Annotated in this window: 15 protein-coding genes; 9 read left to right on the plus strand and 6 right to left on the minus strand. The window is 69.2% G+C overall.

Features of this window, described 5'->3' with window-relative positions; all coding sequences use genetic code 11:
• Nucleotides 1-5 precede the first annotated feature (5 nt).
• Nucleotides 6-851, plus strand: a complete 846-nt coding sequence (gene ygiD, locus ACE3T5_RS13585) for a 4,5-DOPA dioxygenase extradiol (RefSeq protein WP_374668546.1) — start codon at nucleotides 6-8, stop codon at nucleotides 849-851.
• Between the two features lie 7 nt (nucleotides 852-858).
• Here ygiD and ACE3T5_RS13590 read toward each other — a convergent pair whose 3' ends face one another.
• Entirely contained in the window at nucleotides 859-2,055 is a 1,197-nt protein-coding gene (locus tag ACE3T5_RS13590; protein WP_374668517.1) for an amino acid aminotransferase, read from the minus strand.
• Between the two features lie 101 nt (nucleotides 2,056-2,156).
• Here ACE3T5_RS13590 and uvrB point away from each other — a divergent pair, with 101 nt between their 5' ends.
• The 8 genes from uvrB (at nucleotide 2,157) to fdx (ending at nucleotide 9,890) form a co-directional block, all read left to right on the plus strand.
• Nucleotides 2,157-4,283 carry an excinuclease ABC subunit UvrB gene (uvrB, locus tag ACE3T5_RS13595; protein WP_374668520.1) on the plus strand — a complete coding sequence of 709 codons (2,127 nt, stop codon included), beginning with the start codon at nucleotides 2,157-2,159 and terminating at the stop codon, nucleotides 4,281-4,283.
• A 229-nt stretch (nucleotides 4,284-4,512) separates the two neighbouring features.
• Nucleotides 4,513-5,049, plus strand: coding sequence for a Fe-S cluster assembly transcriptional regulator IscR (iscR, locus tag ACE3T5_RS13600; protein ID WP_374668522.1), 537 nt, complete (start codon nucleotides 4,513-4,515; stop codon nucleotides 5,047-5,049).
• 43 nt (nucleotides 5,050-5,092) lie between these two features.
• Nucleotides 5,093-6,313 (plus strand): IscS subfamily cysteine desulfurase, encoded by a 1,221-nt coding sequence (locus ACE3T5_RS13605; protein ID WP_374668524.1) that lies wholly within the window; start codon nucleotides 5,093-5,095, stop codon nucleotides 6,311-6,313.
• Between the two features lie 16 nt (nucleotides 6,314-6,329).
• On the plus strand, nucleotides 6,330-6,737 hold the full coding sequence (gene iscU / locus ACE3T5_RS13610) for a Fe-S cluster assembly scaffold IscU (protein WP_374668526.1): 408 nt from the start codon (nucleotides 6,330-6,332) through the stop codon (nucleotides 6,735-6,737).
• A 2-nt stretch (nucleotides 6,738-6,739) separates the two neighbouring features.
• Nucleotides 6,740-7,063 (plus strand): iron-sulfur cluster assembly protein IscA, encoded by a 324-nt coding sequence (iscA, locus tag ACE3T5_RS13615; protein ID WP_374668528.1) that lies wholly within the window; start codon nucleotides 6,740-6,742, stop codon nucleotides 7,061-7,063.
• A 72-nt stretch (nucleotides 7,064-7,135) separates the two neighbouring features.
• The gene (gene hscB / locus ACE3T5_RS13620; RefSeq protein ID WP_374668530.1) at nucleotides 7,136-7,654 is read left to right on the plus strand and encodes a Fe-S protein assembly co-chaperone HscB; all 519 of its coding nucleotides are present in this window, start codon (nucleotides 7,136-7,138) and stop codon (nucleotides 7,652-7,654) included.
• Nucleotides 7,655-7,662: 8 nt separating this feature from the next.
• Nucleotides 7,663-9,522, plus strand: a complete 1,860-nt coding sequence (gene hscA / locus ACE3T5_RS13625; RefSeq protein WP_374668532.1) for a Fe-S protein assembly chaperone HscA — start codon at nucleotides 7,663-7,665, stop codon at nucleotides 9,520-9,522.
• Between the two features lie 29 nt (nucleotides 9,523-9,551).
• Entirely contained in the window at nucleotides 9,552-9,890 is a 339-nt protein-coding gene (gene fdx, locus ACE3T5_RS13630; RefSeq protein ID WP_374668534.1) for an ISC system 2Fe-2S type ferredoxin, read from the plus strand.
• Between the two features lie 101 nt (nucleotides 9,891-9,991).
• On the opposite strand, the gene ACE3T5_RS13635 is transcribed toward fdx, so the two are convergent.
• From ACE3T5_RS13635 to ACE3T5_RS13655, 5 genes are all read right to left on the minus strand, one after another.
• Nucleotides 9,992-10,873, minus strand: coding sequence for an oxaloacetate decarboxylase (locus ACE3T5_RS13635; RefSeq protein ID WP_374668536.1), 882 nt, complete (start codon nucleotides 10,871-10,873; stop codon nucleotides 9,992-9,994).
• The gene (locus ACE3T5_RS13640) at nucleotides 10,866-12,215 is read right to left on the minus strand and encodes an FAD-dependent oxidoreductase (RefSeq protein ID WP_374668538.1); all 1,350 of its coding nucleotides are present in this window, start codon (nucleotides 12,213-12,215) and stop codon (nucleotides 10,866-10,868) included. The genes ACE3T5_RS13635 and ACE3T5_RS13640 overlap by 8 nt, the downstream gene beginning before the upstream one ends.
• 9 nt (nucleotides 12,216-12,224) lie before the next feature.
• Entirely contained in the window at nucleotides 12,225-13,700 is a 1,476-nt protein-coding gene (locus ACE3T5_RS13645) for a dihydroorotase family protein (RefSeq protein ID WP_374668540.1), read from the minus strand.
• Nucleotides 13,697-14,227, minus strand: a complete 531-nt coding sequence (locus ACE3T5_RS13650) for a 3-isopropylmalate dehydratase (protein WP_374668542.1) — start codon at nucleotides 14,225-14,227, stop codon at nucleotides 13,697-13,699. The genes ACE3T5_RS13645 and ACE3T5_RS13650 overlap by 4 nt, the downstream gene beginning before the upstream one ends.
• The coding region (locus ACE3T5_RS13655; protein WP_374668544.1) for an aconitase/3-isopropylmalate dehydratase large subunit family protein at nucleotides 14,224-15,223 on the minus strand (1,000 nt) is incomplete at its 5' end. The genes ACE3T5_RS13650 and ACE3T5_RS13655, both read right to left, overlap by 4 nt.

Genomic DNA, 15,223 nt, shown 5'->3' on the forward strand with positions numbered 1-15,223 from the left:
TCGCCATGATCGACAGTCTGGACGCGGCCGCCGCCGCCGGTGCCCAGGCGCTCAAGCCCAGCCCGCGCATGCCCGTGCTGTTCATCGGCCACGGCAGCCCGCTCAACGCCATCCAGGACAACGAGTTCCGCCGGGCGTGGCAGGCCCTGGGCCAGCGTTTCGGCGCCGACCTGCCGGCGCCGCAGCTGATCCTGTGCATCTCCGCGCACTGGATCACCCGTGGCTGGCACCTGACCGGCATGGCCAGGCCGAAGACGATCCACGACTTCGGCGGCTTTCCCGACGAACTGTTCGCGCAGCAATACCCGGCCCCTGGTGCGCCCGCTCTCGCGCGGGAGATCGCCGCCGGCGTCCCGAGCCCGAAGCTCGGCATCGACGAATCGGAATGGGGCTTCGACCACGGCACCTGGTCGGTGCTGAAGCCGATGTTCCCGCGCGCCGACATCCCGGTGATCCAGCTCAGCATGGACTACAGCCGCCCGCCGGCCGAGCACCTCGCGCTGGGCCGGCAGCTGCGCGCCCTGCGCGACAAGGGCGTGCTGGTCGTCGGCAGCGGCAACATCGTGCACAACCTGCGCGCCGTGCAGCGCCAGGCCGGGCCGATGCAGGCCTATGACTGGGCCTTCGAGTTCGACCGCCGCATCCAGGCGCTGCTGGACAAGGGCGACATGGAAGGCGTGGCCGCCTTCCAGCAGCTCGGCCCGCTGGCGCTGAACGCGCATCCCACGCACGACCACCTGCTGCCGCTGCTGCATGCGGCAGGCGCCGTGCACGCGGGCGAGAAGCCTGCTTACTTCAACGACCGCTTCCAGGCCGCATCGATCTCGATGCGGTCGGTGGTGTGGGGGTAGGGCGCGCTCAGAGCACCTTCGCGATCGACTGGCAGACGTAGTCGATGTTGCGGGTGTTGAGCGCGGCCACGCAGATGCGGCCGCTGTCCACGCCGTAGACGCCGAACTCGTTGCGCAGGCGGACCATCTGGTCCTTGGTCATGCCGGAGTAGCTGAACATGCCGACCTGGTCGGTGATGAAGCCCATGTCCTGCTTCACGCCGGCGGACTTGAGGTTGGCCACCAGCAGCACGCGCATCTGGCGGATGCGGTTGCGCATGTCGGCGAGTTCCTGCTCCCACAGGGCGCGCAGTTCGGGCGTGTTCAGTACCGTGGCCACCACCGCGCCGCCATGGGTGGGCGGGTTGCTGTAGTTGGTGCGGATCATCACCTTCAGCACCGACAGCACGCGGTCGGCCTCGTCCTTGGAGGCGCAGAACACCGACAGGGCGCCGACGCGCTCGCCGTAGAGGCTGAAGCTCTTGGAGAACGAGGTGGCGACCAGGAAGTCGCCGCCCGCGGCCACGAACTTCTGCACCAGCGCGCCGTCCTCGGCGATGCCCTGGCCGAAGCCCTGGTAGGCCATGTCCAGGAAGGGCACCAGCTTGCGCTCCTTGAAGACGGGCACGATCTGGTCCCACTGGGCCGGCGTCAGGTCGTAGCCGGTGGGGTTGTGGCAGCAGGCGTGCAGCACGACGATGGTGCCCTCTGGCGCCGCCTTGAGGGCCGCCAGCATGCCCTCGAAGTTCACGCCGCGCTTCACCGCGTCGTAGTACGGGTAGCTTTCGACCGTGAAGCCGGCCTGCGAGAACAGGGCGCGGTGGTTCTCCCAGCTCGGATCGCTCACCAGCACCTTGGCGGCGGGGTTGAGCTTCTTCAGGAAGTCCGCGCCGATCTTCAGGCCGCCGGTGCCGCCCAGGGCCTGCACCGTGGCCACGCGGCCGCTGTTGACCGGATCGGAGCCGGCGCCGAACACGAGGTTCTTGACCGCGGCGTCATAGGCGGCGATGCCATCGATGGGCAGGTAGCCGCGCGGCTTGGGCGTCTCCATCAGCAGGCGCTCGGCCTTCTGCACGCACTCCAGCAGCGGCAGCTTGCCCGTCTCGTCGAAGTACACGCCGACGCTCAGGTTGACCTTCTTGGGGTTCTGGTCGGCCGCGAATTGCTCGTTCAGGCCCAGGATGGGGTCGTTGGGCGCCTTTTCGACGGAGGAGAAGAGAGACATTCGCAGGTCCTTTGGAAGCTGTCAGTAGCAAAGTGGCCGGCGGCGCGGTACGCTTTCCGGCTGCCCGCGATTTTAGTGGGTCGACCACGAAAGCCCGCCGCATGAGCGCCATCGCCGAACCTTCCACCCATGACCACGCCCTGGATCGCGCCGACGAGCGGCCCGGCCAGTTCGTCAGCTACCCCGGTTCGCCCTTCGAGCTGTTCCAGCCCTATCCACCCGCGGGGGACCAGCCGCAGGCGATCGACAAGCTCGTCGAAGGCGTCAACGACGGCGAGGTGTTCCAGACCCTGCTGGGCGTCACCGGCTCGGGCAAGACCTTCACCATGGCCAATGTCATCGCGCGCCTGGGGCGGCCGGCCATCGTGTTCGCGCCCAACAAGACGCTGGCGGCACAGCTGTACAGCGAGTTCCGCGAGTTCTTCCCGAAGAACGCGGTGGAGTATTTCGTCAGCTACTACGACTACTACCAGCCCGAGGCCTACGTGCCGCAGCGCGACCTGTTCATCGAGAAGGACAGCTCCATCAACGAGCACATCGAGCAGATGCGCCTGTCGGCCACCAAGAGCGTGCTGGAGCGCCGCGACACGGTGATCGTGGCCACCGTCAGCGCCATCTACGGCATCGGCGCGCCGGAGGACTACACGCAGATGCGCTTCATCCTGCGCGTGGGTGACGAGATCGGCCAGCGCGACGTGATCGGCCGCCTCATCCGCATGCAGTACACCCGCAACGAGCAGGACTTCAGCCGCGGCACCTTCCGCGTGCGCGGCGACACCATCGACGTGTTTCCGGCCGAGCACAGCGAGCTGGCGGTGCGCATCGAGCTGTTCGACGACGAGGTCGAGTCGCTGCAGCTCTTCGACCCGCTCACCGGCCGCATCCGGCAGAAGGTGCCGCGCTTCACCATCTACCCCTCCAGCCACTACGTCACCCCGCGCGAGAAGGTGATGGCCGCGGTGGAATCGATCAAGCTGGAGCTGGACGAACGCCTGAAGTTCTTCGTGGCCGAGGGCAAGCTGGTGGAGGCGCAGCGCCTGGAGCAGCGCACCCGGTTCGACCTGGAGATGCTGGCCGAGCTGGGCCACTGCAAGGGCATCGAGAACTACACGCGCCATCTCTCCGGGGCGGCGCCCGGCGAGCCGCCTTCCACGCTCACCGACTACCTGCCGCGCGACGCGCTCATGTTCCTCGACGAGAGCCACCAGATGATCGGCCAGCTCGGCGGCATGTACAACGGTGACCGCGCCCGCAAGACCACGCTGGTGGAGTACGGCTTCCGCCTGCCCTCGGCGCTGGACAACCGGCCGCTGAAGTTCGAGGAGTTCGAGCAGCGCATGCGGCAGGTGATCTTCGTCTCGGCCACGCCGGCCGACTACGAGAAGACCCACGCCGGCCAGGTGGTCGAGCAGCTCGTGCGGCCCACCGGCCTGATCGACCCCGTGGTCGAGGTGCGCCCGGCCACGCATCAGGTCGACGACGTGCTGCAGGAGATCCGCATCCGGGTCGAGCAGAACGAGCGCGTGCTGATCACCACGCTGACCAAGCGCATGGCGGAGCAGCTCACCGACTACCTGTCGGACAACGGCGTGAAGGTGCGCTACCTGCACTCCGATGTGGACACGGTGGAGCGCGTGGAGATCCTGCGTGACCTGCGCCTGGGCCAGTTCGACGTGCTGGTGGGCATCAACCTGCTGCGCGAGGGCCTGGACATCCCCGAAGTCTCGCTCGTGGCCATCCTCGACGCCGACAAGGAGGGCTTCCTGCGGGCCGAGCGCTCGCTGATCCAGACCATCGGCCGGGCGGCGCGCAACGTGAATGGCAAGGCGATCCTGTACGCCGACCAGATGACCGAGTCGATGCGCAAGGCCATCGGGGAGACGGACCGCCGGCGCGCGAAGCAGGTGGCCTTCAACGAGGCCCACGGCATCACGCCGCGCGGCATCGTCAAGCAGGTGCGCGACCTGATCGACGGCGTCTACAGCGAGAAGGCCAGCAAGGAGCAGCAGAAGCAGGAACTGCAGCGCGCCATGGTGGAGGACCTGTCCGAGAAGGACATCGCCAAGCGCATCAAGCAGCTGGAGAAGCAGATGCTGGAACACGCCCGCAACCTGGAGTTCGAGAAGGCCGCCCGCGTGCGCGACCAGCTCGCGCTGCTGAAGGAGCAGGCCTTCGGCGCCGTCGTGCACGACAACGTGGTGCCGATCCAGGCTCCCCGCGCGGCGTGACCCTGCGCGGCGTCAGGGATTGCTCAGCCAGTACCTGAGCGGACCATTGGGTCTTGGGCTATACTTGACGGAAACAGTCAGGATCCCTCCGACATAACGAGTCAGTTCGGGCCGCGCCGCAGGGCGCAGCCGAGGGCCGGCGACCCGCCGGACATGGGTGGAGACGGCCTTGGGCGACAGGTGTCGCCCGAGGATGGAAAGCAAGCCAGCCAACAACTAGGAGCTAGCGATGCGTCTCACGACCAAAGGCCGCTTTGCGGTCACTGCCATGATCGACCTGGCCCTGCGCCAGAACAACGGCCCGGTGACCCTGGCCGCCATCAGCCAGCGGCAGCAGATCTCGCTGTCGTACCTGGAGCAGCTGTTCGGCAAGCTGCGCCGGCACGAGCTGGTGGAATCCACCCGCGGCCCCGGCGGCGGGTACACGCTGGGCCGAAAGGCATCCGAGATCACCGTCGCCGACATCATCGTGTCGGTGGACGAGCCGATCGACGCCACCCAGTGCGGCGGCAAGGAAAACTGCCAGGGCGACGGCGGCCGCTGCATGACGCACGAGCTGTGGTCCGCGCTCAACCAGCGCATGGTGGAGTTCCTCGATTCCATTACCCTGCAGAAGCTGGTGGACGACCAGCTCGCCAAGGGCGTGCAGGTCGAGGACAAGCCTTCGCCCAAGCGCGCCATCTCCAGCGCGCCCGTGGTCAAGCCGATCCGGGTGAACGCGCCCAACTCGGTGTTCGCGCTCGGCAGCTCGTTCGCCAAGACCTGATCGATGCCGGCTGCGGCCGGCCTGAAGCATCCGGAAGATCCGAATGGACACCACTCCGCATTTCCCCATCTACATGGACTACGGCGCGACCACGCCGGTGGACCCGCGCGTCGTCGACGTGATGGTCCCCTGGCTGCGGTCGCACTTCGGCAACCCGGCCTCACGCAGCCACGCCTGGGGCTGGGAGGCCGAAGCGGCCGTGGAGAAGGCCCGCGTGCAGGTGGCCGAGCTGATCGGCGCGGACCCGCGCGAGATCGTCTGGACCTCCGGCGCGACCGAGTCGAACAACCTCGCGCTCAAGGGCGCGGCCCACTTCTACCAGACGCGCGGCAAGCACCTGGTGACGGTGAAGACCGAACACAAGGCCGTGCTGGACACCATGCGCGAGCTGGAGCGCCAGGGCTTCGAGGTGACTTACCTCGACGTGCAGGAGGACGGCCTGCTCGACCTGGACCGCTTCCGCGCCGCGCTGCGGCCCGACACCATCCTGGCGAGCGTGATGTTCGTCAACAACGAGATCGGTGTCATCCAGGACATCGCCACCCTGGGCGCCATCTGCCGCGAGAAGGGCGTGCTGCTGCACGTGGACGCCGCGCAGGCCACCGGCAAGGTGCACATCGACCTGAAGACACTGCCGGTCGACCTGATGAGCCTGGCCTCGCACAAGACCTACGGTCCCAAGGGCATCGGCGCACTCTACGTGCGGCGCAAGCCGCGCGTGCGCATCGAGGCGCAGATGCACGGTGGCGGCCATGAGCGCGGCATGCGCTCTGGCACGCTGCCCACGCACCAGATCGTGGGCATGGGCGAGGCCTTCCGCATCGCCCGCGAGGAGATGGAGAAGGACCTGGAGCACGCCCGCCGCCTGCAGAAGCGCTTGCTGGATGGCCTGGCGGGGGTGGAACAGGTGTTCATCAACGGCCACCTGGAACGCCGGGTGCCGCACAACCTGAACATGAGCTTCAACTTCGTCGAGGGCGAGTCGCTGATCATGGGCATCAAGGGCATCGCCGTGTCGTCCGGCTCGGCCTGCACTTCAGCCAGCCTGGAGCCCAGCTACGTGCTGCGCGCCCTCGGCCGCAGCGACGAGCTGGCCCACAGCAGCCTGCGCATGACCATCGGCCGCTTCACGACCGACGAAGAGATCGACTACGCGGTGTCCACCATCCGCGAGAACGTGGCGCGCCTGCGCGAGCTGAGCCCGCTGTGGGAGATGTACCAGGATGGGGTGGACCTGAGCACCATCCAGTGGACGGCGCATTGACGCCTGGGAGATTGACATGGCCTATTCCGAAAAAGTCGTTGACCATTACGAGAACCCCCGCAACGTCGGCTCCTTCGAGAAGGGCGACGAGACCGTCGGCACCGGCATGGTGGGCGCGCCCGCCTGCGGCGACGTGATGAAGCTGCAGATCAAGGTGAACCCGGCCACCGGCGTCATCGAGGACGCCCGCTTCAAGACCTACGGCTGCGGCTCCGCGATCGCCTCCAGCTCGCTGGTGACCGAGTGGGTCAAGGGCAAGACGCTCGACGAGGCGGCGGAGATCCGCAACAGCCAGATCGCCGAGGAACTGGCCCTGCCGCCGGTCAAGATCCACTGCTCCATCCTCGCCGAGGACGCCATCAAGGCCGCCGTGGACGACTACCGCAAGAAGCACGGTGCCGCTGCCGGCGAGGTCTCGCATTGACCATGGCTGTCAGCCTCACTGAAAGCGCGGCACGCCACGTCTCGCGCTACCTGACCAAGCGCGGGCGCGGTGTCGGTGTGCGCCTCGGTGTCAAGACCACCGGCTGCTCCGGCCTGGCCTACAAGCTGGAGTACGTGGACGAGGTGGCGCCCGAGGACGTGGTGTTCGAGAACCATGGTGTCAAGCTGCTGGTGGATCCCAAGAGCCTGGCCTACATCGACGGCACGCAGCTCGACTACGTGCGCGAAGGCCTGAACGAGGGCTTCCGCTTCAACAACCCGAATGAGCGTGACCGTTGCGGGTGCGGAGAAAGCTTCCGCGTGTGAGGGCGATGCGCCCCGCCCCGTGATGCACCCCTCGGCCGCCTTCACCCCGGTGGGGGCGGCCTTTTTCTTTCCATGAACCTGCAGTCCACCGATTTCGAGCTGTTCGACCTGCCCGAACGCTTCGCGGTCGATCGCGAAGCCGTGGACGCACGCTGGAAGGAACTCCAGCGTGAGGCCCACCCGGATCGCTTCGCGGCCCAGGGCGACGCGGCGCAGCGCATCGCGCTGCAATGGTCGGTGCGAGTCAACGAGGCCTACCGCCGCCTGAAGGACCCGCTGAAGCGCGCAGCCTACCTGTGCGAGCTGCGCGGCGCGCCCATCCGTGCCGAGAGCAACACCGCGATGCCGGCCGATTTCCTGCTGCAGCAGATGGCGTGGCGCGAGGCCCTGGACGAAGCCGAGGGCGAGCCGGCCTTGCAGGACCTGGCGGACATGCTCGAGGCCGCGCGGCGCGAACGGCTGGCCCGCGTGGGCCACCTGCTGGACGACGCGCAAGACGCAGCCGCGGCATCGGGCGAGGTGAGAGCCCTCATGTTCATCGAGCGATTCGGCCACGACGTCGAGGATCGTCTCGCGCAACTGGGACAATAGCGGCCCTCATGTCCCTGCTGCAGATCTCCGAACCCGGCGCCTCGCCGGATCCCCACCAGCGCCGCATCGCCGTCGGCATCGACCTGGGCACCACGCATTCGCTGGTGGCCGCGGTGCGCCATGGCGTGGCCGAATGCCTGCCCGATGAGCAGGGCCGCGTGCTGCTGCCTTCGGCGGTGCGCTACCTGGGCGATGGCCGCCGTCAGATCGGCACCGACGCCCACGCCGCCCAGGCCCAGGACCCGGAGAACACCATCGTCTCGGTCAAGCGCTTCATGGGGCGCGGCCTGGCAGACATCGAGGGCCGTGACCGGCTGCCGTATCGCTTCGTGGACCAGCCTGGCATGGTCTCGCTGCTCACGCGCGAGGGCGCCAAGTCCCCGGTGGAGGTGAGCGCCGAGATCCTGGCCACGCTGCGCCACCGCGCGGAAGACACCTTCGCCGACGACCTGTATGGCGCCGTGATCACGGTGCCCGCGTACTTCGACGACGCGCAGCGGCAGGCCACGAAGGATGCCGCGCGCCTGGCCGGGCTGAACGTGCTGCGGCTCATCAACGAGCCCACCGCGGCGGCCATCGCCTACGGCCTCGACAATGCGTCGGAGGGCCTGTACGCCGTGTACGACCTCGGCGGCGGCACCTTCGACATCTCCATCCTGCGATTGGCGCGCGGCGTGTTCGAGGTCGTCTCCACCGGAGGGGATTCCGCGCTGGGTGGCGACGACTATGACCGCGCCCTGGCCGACTGGCTGCAGGACCGGGCCGGCCTGCACGCCGCCACACCCGAGGACAAGGCCGCCATGCGCATGCTGGCTCGCCGGGTCAAGGAAAGCCTGAGCGACACCGACCGTGTCGAGGTGCCGCTGGCGCTGGCCGGCCGCCAGGCCGAGGTCACGGTGACGCGAGCTGACTTCCAGCAGGTCACGCAGGCGCTGACCGCCCGCACGCTCGCGGCCGTGCGCAAGGCCCTGCGCGATGCCCGGCTGGACCGCGACGAGGTGCAGGGCGTGGTGATGGTGGGCGGCTCCACCCGCATGCCGCAGATCCGCGCCGCGGTGCAGGCTTTCTTCGGCCGCGAGCCGCTGGTCAACCTTAACCCCGACGAGGTCGTTGCCCTGGGCGCGGCCATCCAGGCCAACCAGCTCGCCGGCAACAACCCGGCCGGTGAACTGCTGCTGCTCGACGTGATCCCGCTGTCGCTGGGCATCGAGACCATGGGCGGCCTGGTGGAACGCATCGTGCCCCGCAACGAGACCATTCCCACCGCGAAGGCACAGGACTTCACCACCTTCAAGGATGGCCAGACCGCCATGGCCATCCACGTGGTGCAGGGCGAGCGCGACCTGGTCGCCGACTGCCGCAGCCTGGCCCGCTTCGAGCTGCGCGGCATCCCGCCCATGGCGGCCGGCGCTGCGCGCATCCGCGTCACTTTCACCGTCGACGCCGACGGCCTGCTGAACGTGTCCGCGCGCGAGCAGGGCAGCGGGGTCGAGGCGCAGGTGCAGGTGAAGCCCTCGTACGGCCTGTCGGACGACCAGATCGCCCGCATGCTGCAGGAAAGCTTCACCACCGCCGAGATCGACATGAAGGCGCGTGCCCTGCGCGAGGCACGGGTCGAGGCCGAGCGCATGCTGCTGGCCACGCGCAGCGCGCTCGATGCCGATGCCGCGCTGCTCGACGAGTCCGAGCGCGCCGCCATCGACGCGCTGATGAACGCGCTGCGCGAGGCCGCCGCGTCGTCCGAGGACGCAGCCGAGGTGGAGGCCGCCGTCAAGGCCCTGGCCGCCGGCACCGAGGCCTTTGCCGCCCGCAGAATGAACGAAGGCATCCGCAAGGCCCTGGCCGGCCGCCGGATCGAGACCGTCTGAGCACGCGCCGGCCGCCCGCGAAACGCCCCATGCCCGTCATCAAGATCCTTCCCCATCCCGAGTACTGCCCCCAGGGGGCGCAGGTGCAGGCACCCGCCGGCACCTCCATCTGCGAGGCGCTGCTGGACAACGGCATCGAGATCGAGCACGCCTGCGACATGAGCTGCGCCTGCACCACCTGCCACGTGGTCGTGCGCGAGGGCTTCGGCTCGCTCAACGAGATGGACGAGAACGAGGAAGACCTGCTCGACCGCGCCTGGGGCCTGGAGCCGAACTCACGCCTGTCGTGCCAGGCGATCGTGGCGCAGAAGGACCTGGTGGTCGAGATCCCGAAGTACTCGATCAACCACGCGAAAGAGAAGCACTGAGGGGATCGCTGGGGTTGCGCTGCGCTCCACCCCAGCCTACGAACAGTCATCCACGCGGGTTCCCTGTAGGCTGGGGTGGAGCGATAGCGCAACCCCAGCGTTCACGTGCCGCCCTCGTAGCGCTTGCCCAGCGCCAGCAACGCCGGCGTGCCGATCACCGCATTCAGCCCGTCGAAGTCCAGCATCTCGCCGCGCATCGCCGCCGTGGTGCCATCGCGGCGCAGCGTGGCGTAGTAGCCCTGCAGCGCATGCGCCACCGCCCGCGCGGTGCCGCCGGGGAAGATGACGATGCGGAAGCCCAGCGCCCCCAGCTCGGCCGCCGACTTCACCGGTGACTGCCCGCCCTCGACCATGTTCGCCAGCAGCGGTACGTGGCCCGCGAAGCGCGTGCAGGCCGCACGCATCTGCTCCTCGCTGCGCAGCGCCTCGATGAAGAGCGCGTCCACGCCGCATTCGAGGTAGCGCTCGGCACGTTCCAGTGCGGCTTCCAGGCCCTCCACGGCCACGGCATCCGTGCGCGCCAGGATCAGCGTGCCGGCGTCGCGCCGCGCGTCGAGCGCTGCGTGCAGCTTGCCGCACATCTCCGCCACCGGCACCACCGTCTTGCCATCGAGATGCCCGCAGCGCTTGGGGAAGCCCTGGTCCTCGATCTGGACCATGGCCGCGCCGGCGCGCTCGAAATCGCGCACCGTGCGCTGCGTGTTCAAGGCATTGCCGAAGCCCGTGTCCGCATCCACGATGACGGGCAGGCGCACCCGGTCGGTGATGCGCGCCAGCGTGTCGGCCACCTCGCTGGCGGTGGTCAGGCCCACGTCCGAGCGGCCGAGCCGCGTGTAGGCGATGGAGGCACCCGACAGGTAGAGCGCATCGAAGCCCGCCTGTTCGGCGATCAGCGCGCTGAGTGCGTCGTACACGCCGGGGGCCAGCAGGGGTTCCGGGCGCTGCAGCAGCTCGCGCAGGGCAGGGGTCAGGGTCTCAGGCATGGGGGCGCTCCAGGCAGGCCGCTGCGGTGTGCGCGGCGATCCAGCCGCCGGCCACGGCGCTCAGCAGGCCATTGCCCGACAGGTAACCCCAGACGGCATTGCCGCTGACGCCGCGCGCCGCGCCGCCCGCGGCCAGCAGGTTGGGGAAGGGTCGGCCCTCCGTGTGCAGCACGCGGCAGCGCTCGTCGATGGCGAGTCCGCCCTGGGTGTGGAAGAGCGCGCCGGTGACCCGCACCGCGTGGAAGGGCGGACCGAAGCGGTCGATCTCCTGTGCCAGGGCTTCGGGCGCACAGCCGATCACGGCAGCCAGCGCGGCGCGGTCGGCCGCCGAGCGCAACGCGCCAGCCGCCTCCGCCTCACGGAAATCCGGGAACTCGCGGGCCAGGGCGAGCTGCCGGTCGCCGAATACGTTCCAGGCCACGCCACCCGGCTGCGCCAGCACCTCCACTGCCGCCTCGGAGTAGCCCTGCGTCTCGTCATGGAAGCGCTGGCCGCGCGCATTGAGCTGCTTGCCGCCTTCCATCATCACCGCCCAGGTCATGAGCGCGCCTTGCGGCACGACCCAGGAGCCGTGCCCCTGGTACCCGCCCAGGTCCGCCAGGCCGGCACCCAGCGCGCGGCCCCACTCGATGGCGCTGCCGTCGTTGCCCGCGTGGCCCGCGAACGTGGCTTCGCGCATGGCCGGCAGCAGCTCTGCCACCAGCGCGGGGTTGCCGCCGAAGCCGTTGCAGGCGAGCAGCAGCGCGTCGCAGGCCAGGTGTTCGATGCGCCCATCGGGCCGGGCGAAGCCAACCCCGCGCACGCGGTCCGCCGAGTCCACCCAGAGTTCCACGACATGGGCTTCGCCCAGCCAGTCGGCCCCGGCGTCCTGCGCGGCCTGCAGCAAGCCGGCCACCAGCGCCTGGCCCGTGCGCTGGGGCAGGGTGTGCATGCGGTGAACGCGGTGGCCGGGGTACAGGAAGTTGTCCAGCACCGAGAACGCGAGGCCGTGGCCGGCCAGGGCGTCGATGGCCGGTGCGGAGGCCTGCGCATAGGCCTGCACCAGATGCGGTGCGGCCGTGCCCTTCGTCTTGGCAAGGATGTCCGCCGCGAACGTGGCCGCGTCGTCAGTGATCCCCTGCGCTGCCTGTGCCCGCGTGCCAGCCGCCGGGATGAAGCCGGACGACAGCGCGGTGGAGCCGCTGGGCGTGGCATCGCGCTCCAGCAGCACGCAGGCGATGCCCAGATCACGCAGTGCGATGGCGGCCGTGAGCCCGCAGGCGCCGGCGCCCACGATCACCACCGGCACGTGTTCGGCCGGGGGCGGCCGCTCGGCGCGCACCACGCGGGGAGCCTGCTGCATGGCGCGCCGTCAGGCCGTGGGCCGGTGCAGGTACTGACCGCGCGGCTTGCCGATCACGCCCTTGTCCTGCGCATAGATCTGCTCGCCGCGCAGGTAGGTCGCCTCGACACGGGCCGACAGCTCCAGGCCCTCGAAGGGCGTGTAGCCCTGCGTGCTGGGCGAGTCCTTGGCGTGGATGGTCCAGGTGCGGGCCGGGTCCACCAGCGCGATGTCGGCGTCGTAGCCCTCGGCGATGTCGCCCTTGCGGTTCAGGCCGAAGCGCTGCGCGGGCGTCCAGCTCGTCACGCGGGCCATGTGGTTGTAGCCCATGCCGCGCCGGGTGCCTTCGCTCACCAGCGAGGGCAGCAGGTACTCGGTGCCGCCGAAGCCGCTCTTGGCCATCCAGATGTTGCCGAAGTAGTGCTTGGGCACCTTCATCTCGTGCCGGCAGCAGGCGTGGTCCGACACCACCCAGTCCAGCTCGCCGGCCAGCAGCGCCTGCCACAGGAACTCCACGTCTTCGCGCGGGCGGATGGGGGGGTTCACCTTCGCCAGCTCCGCCGCCTTGGAGGTGATGTCCAGCATCAGGTGGCCGATGGTCACCTCGCGCCGGAAGTCGATGTGCGGGAAGGTGTCGGCCATCATCAGCGCGGCCTGCACCGCCTTGCGCGACGACAGGTGCAGCAGGTTGATGTTGGGCAGCGCCGTCTCGTGCGCGAGGTAGCTTGCGATGAACACCGCGAGCCCTTCGGAATGCTGCGGCCGCGAGGCGCTGTAGGCGGCTAGGCCCTTGAGCGACTTGTCTTTCTCGACGATCTTGGTGTAGGCCGTCATGATCTCGGCCGTCTCGCAGTGCAGCGACAGCGAGATCTGGTGCGCGCGCTCGGGGAACTTCTCGCGCGCGGCCTGGATGCCGCGCATGATGAACTCGAAGTGCGCGTAGTCGTAGCGCTCGTTCTCGCCGATCATCAGGAACTGCTTCTGTGCATCGCTGGCGCCATGCAGGCCGTGCGAGCCGTAGAACATGAAGATCTTGAAGCTGGAGACACCGTGCTTGTCGATCAGCATCGGGATCTCGTCGATGTGCGTGCCGTCCATGGGCGCCAGGTGGAAGCCGTAGTCCACGTGGAAGCGGCCCTTGCTGATCTTCAGCACCTCGGGGTAGAACTTGCGGTAGGGGCCGCCCTTGTTCAGGTAGTACTGGCCGGTGCGGAAGTAGTTCAGGCTGGAGGTCACGCCACCCATGGCCGCGGCCTTGGACTCGCTCACCGCATCTTCGTCGAGTGGCGAGTAGATGCCCGCGTGCATGTGCGCGTCCACCACGCCGGGGAAGGCCAGCAGCCCGCGGCCGTCGTGCACCTGCTTGGCGGTGGTGGGGTCGATGCCAGGGGCGACGCGCGCGAAGCGGCCGCCGGCGATCGCGATGTCGGACTCGTGCACCGTGTTGCCGTGCGGGCGCACCACGCGCACGTTCTTGATCAGGAGGTCGTAGAGGGGCTTCGTCATTCAGGTCTCCGTGCGGCCGGGGCCGCGCTATGGGCGAATCGTTGCTTCAGGCGGGGCAGCAGGCCGCCCGCGGCCACCATGTCGAGCAGGAAGGCGGGGATGGGCTCGCACGGCAGCACCTCGGCGCCATCGAGCCGGCTCACGGTGCCGGCCTGCACATCGATGCGCACGGTCTCGGCCTCGGCGATGCGCTCGGCCTGCGGGCAGGTCAGCAGCAGCAGACCCAGGTTGAAGGCATTGCGGAAGAACAGGCCCGAGTAGCTGGGCGCCACCACCGCGGACACACCCAGGTGATGCAGCGCGGCGGCGGCCTGCTCGCGCGAGGAGCCGATGCCGAAGTTCGGGCCGGCCACCAGCACGTCGCCGGGCCGCACCTGCGCGGCGAACTCGGGCCGCACCGACTCCAGGCAGTGCTGTGCGATCACCTCCACGCCGTGCTTCATCCAGGTACCGGGCGCCAGCACGTCGGTGTCGATCTCGGCGCCAAAGCGCCACACGCGGCGCGGGCGGGTGTCGGGCAGGTTCATGCCATCACCTCCCGCGGGTCCGTGATGCGGCCAGTGAGCGCCGAGGCCGCGACCGTGGATGCGGAGGCCAGGTACACCTGCGTGCTGGCCGGCCCCATGCGGCCCTTGAAGTTGCGGGCGGTGCTGGAGATCACCGTCTGGTCCGCCGCGAAGCTGTCGCCATAGCCGGCGCAGGCGCCGCAGGCACTGGCCAGCACCTGCGCGCCGGCATCGGTGAGGATCTGCATCACGCCCTCGGCGGCCGCCTCGTCCCGATCCGCATGGCTGGCCGGTGCCACCAGCAGCTTCACGCCTTCGGCGACATGGCGGCCGCGCAACACGCGGGCGGCGAAGCGCAGGTCATCCAGCTTGGCGCCGGTGCAGGCACCGATGTAGGCCACATCCACGCGGGTGCCGGCATGGCGGGTCACGTCGGCGGCGTTCGCCGGGCTGTGCGGCGCGGCCACCTGCGGCGCCAGGGTGGCGGCGTCGAAGGCGTGCACCTCGCTCGCGCTGCCTTCGTCGGACTGCCAGCGGTCGATCTCCACATCGGTCACGTCATGCGCGGCCAGCCAGTGGCGCGTGGTCTCGTCCGGCGCCACCAGCCCGACCTGGGCGCCCAGTTCGGCGCTCATGTTCGCCAGCGTCATGCGTTCGCCCATGGGCAGGGCGCGCACAGCCTCGCCCGCGAACTCCACCGCCTGGTACGCACCGCCGTTCATGCCGAAGCGGCCGATCATCGCGAGCATCATGTCCTTGGCGCAAAGGCCCGCAGGCAGGCGGCCGCGCCACTCCATGCGCAGGGTGCGCGGCACCTGCACCCAGATCTCCCCCGTGCTCACCACGCCCAGCATCTCGGTGGCGCCGATGCCGAACATGTAGGCGCCAAACGCGCCGCCCGTGGGCGAGTGCGAGTCACCGCCGACGCAGAACAGGCCGGGGCGCAGGTGGCCCTGCCGCGGCAGCACCGCGTGGCAGATGCCGATGCTGTCGTGCACGTGGGGCAGGGCCTGCTCG

This window comes from Ramlibacter sp., from assembly GCF_041916345.1.
In the GTDB taxonomy this organism is placed as follows: domain Bacteria; phylum Pseudomonadota; class Gammaproteobacteria; order Burkholderiales; family Burkholderiaceae_C; genus Ramlibacter.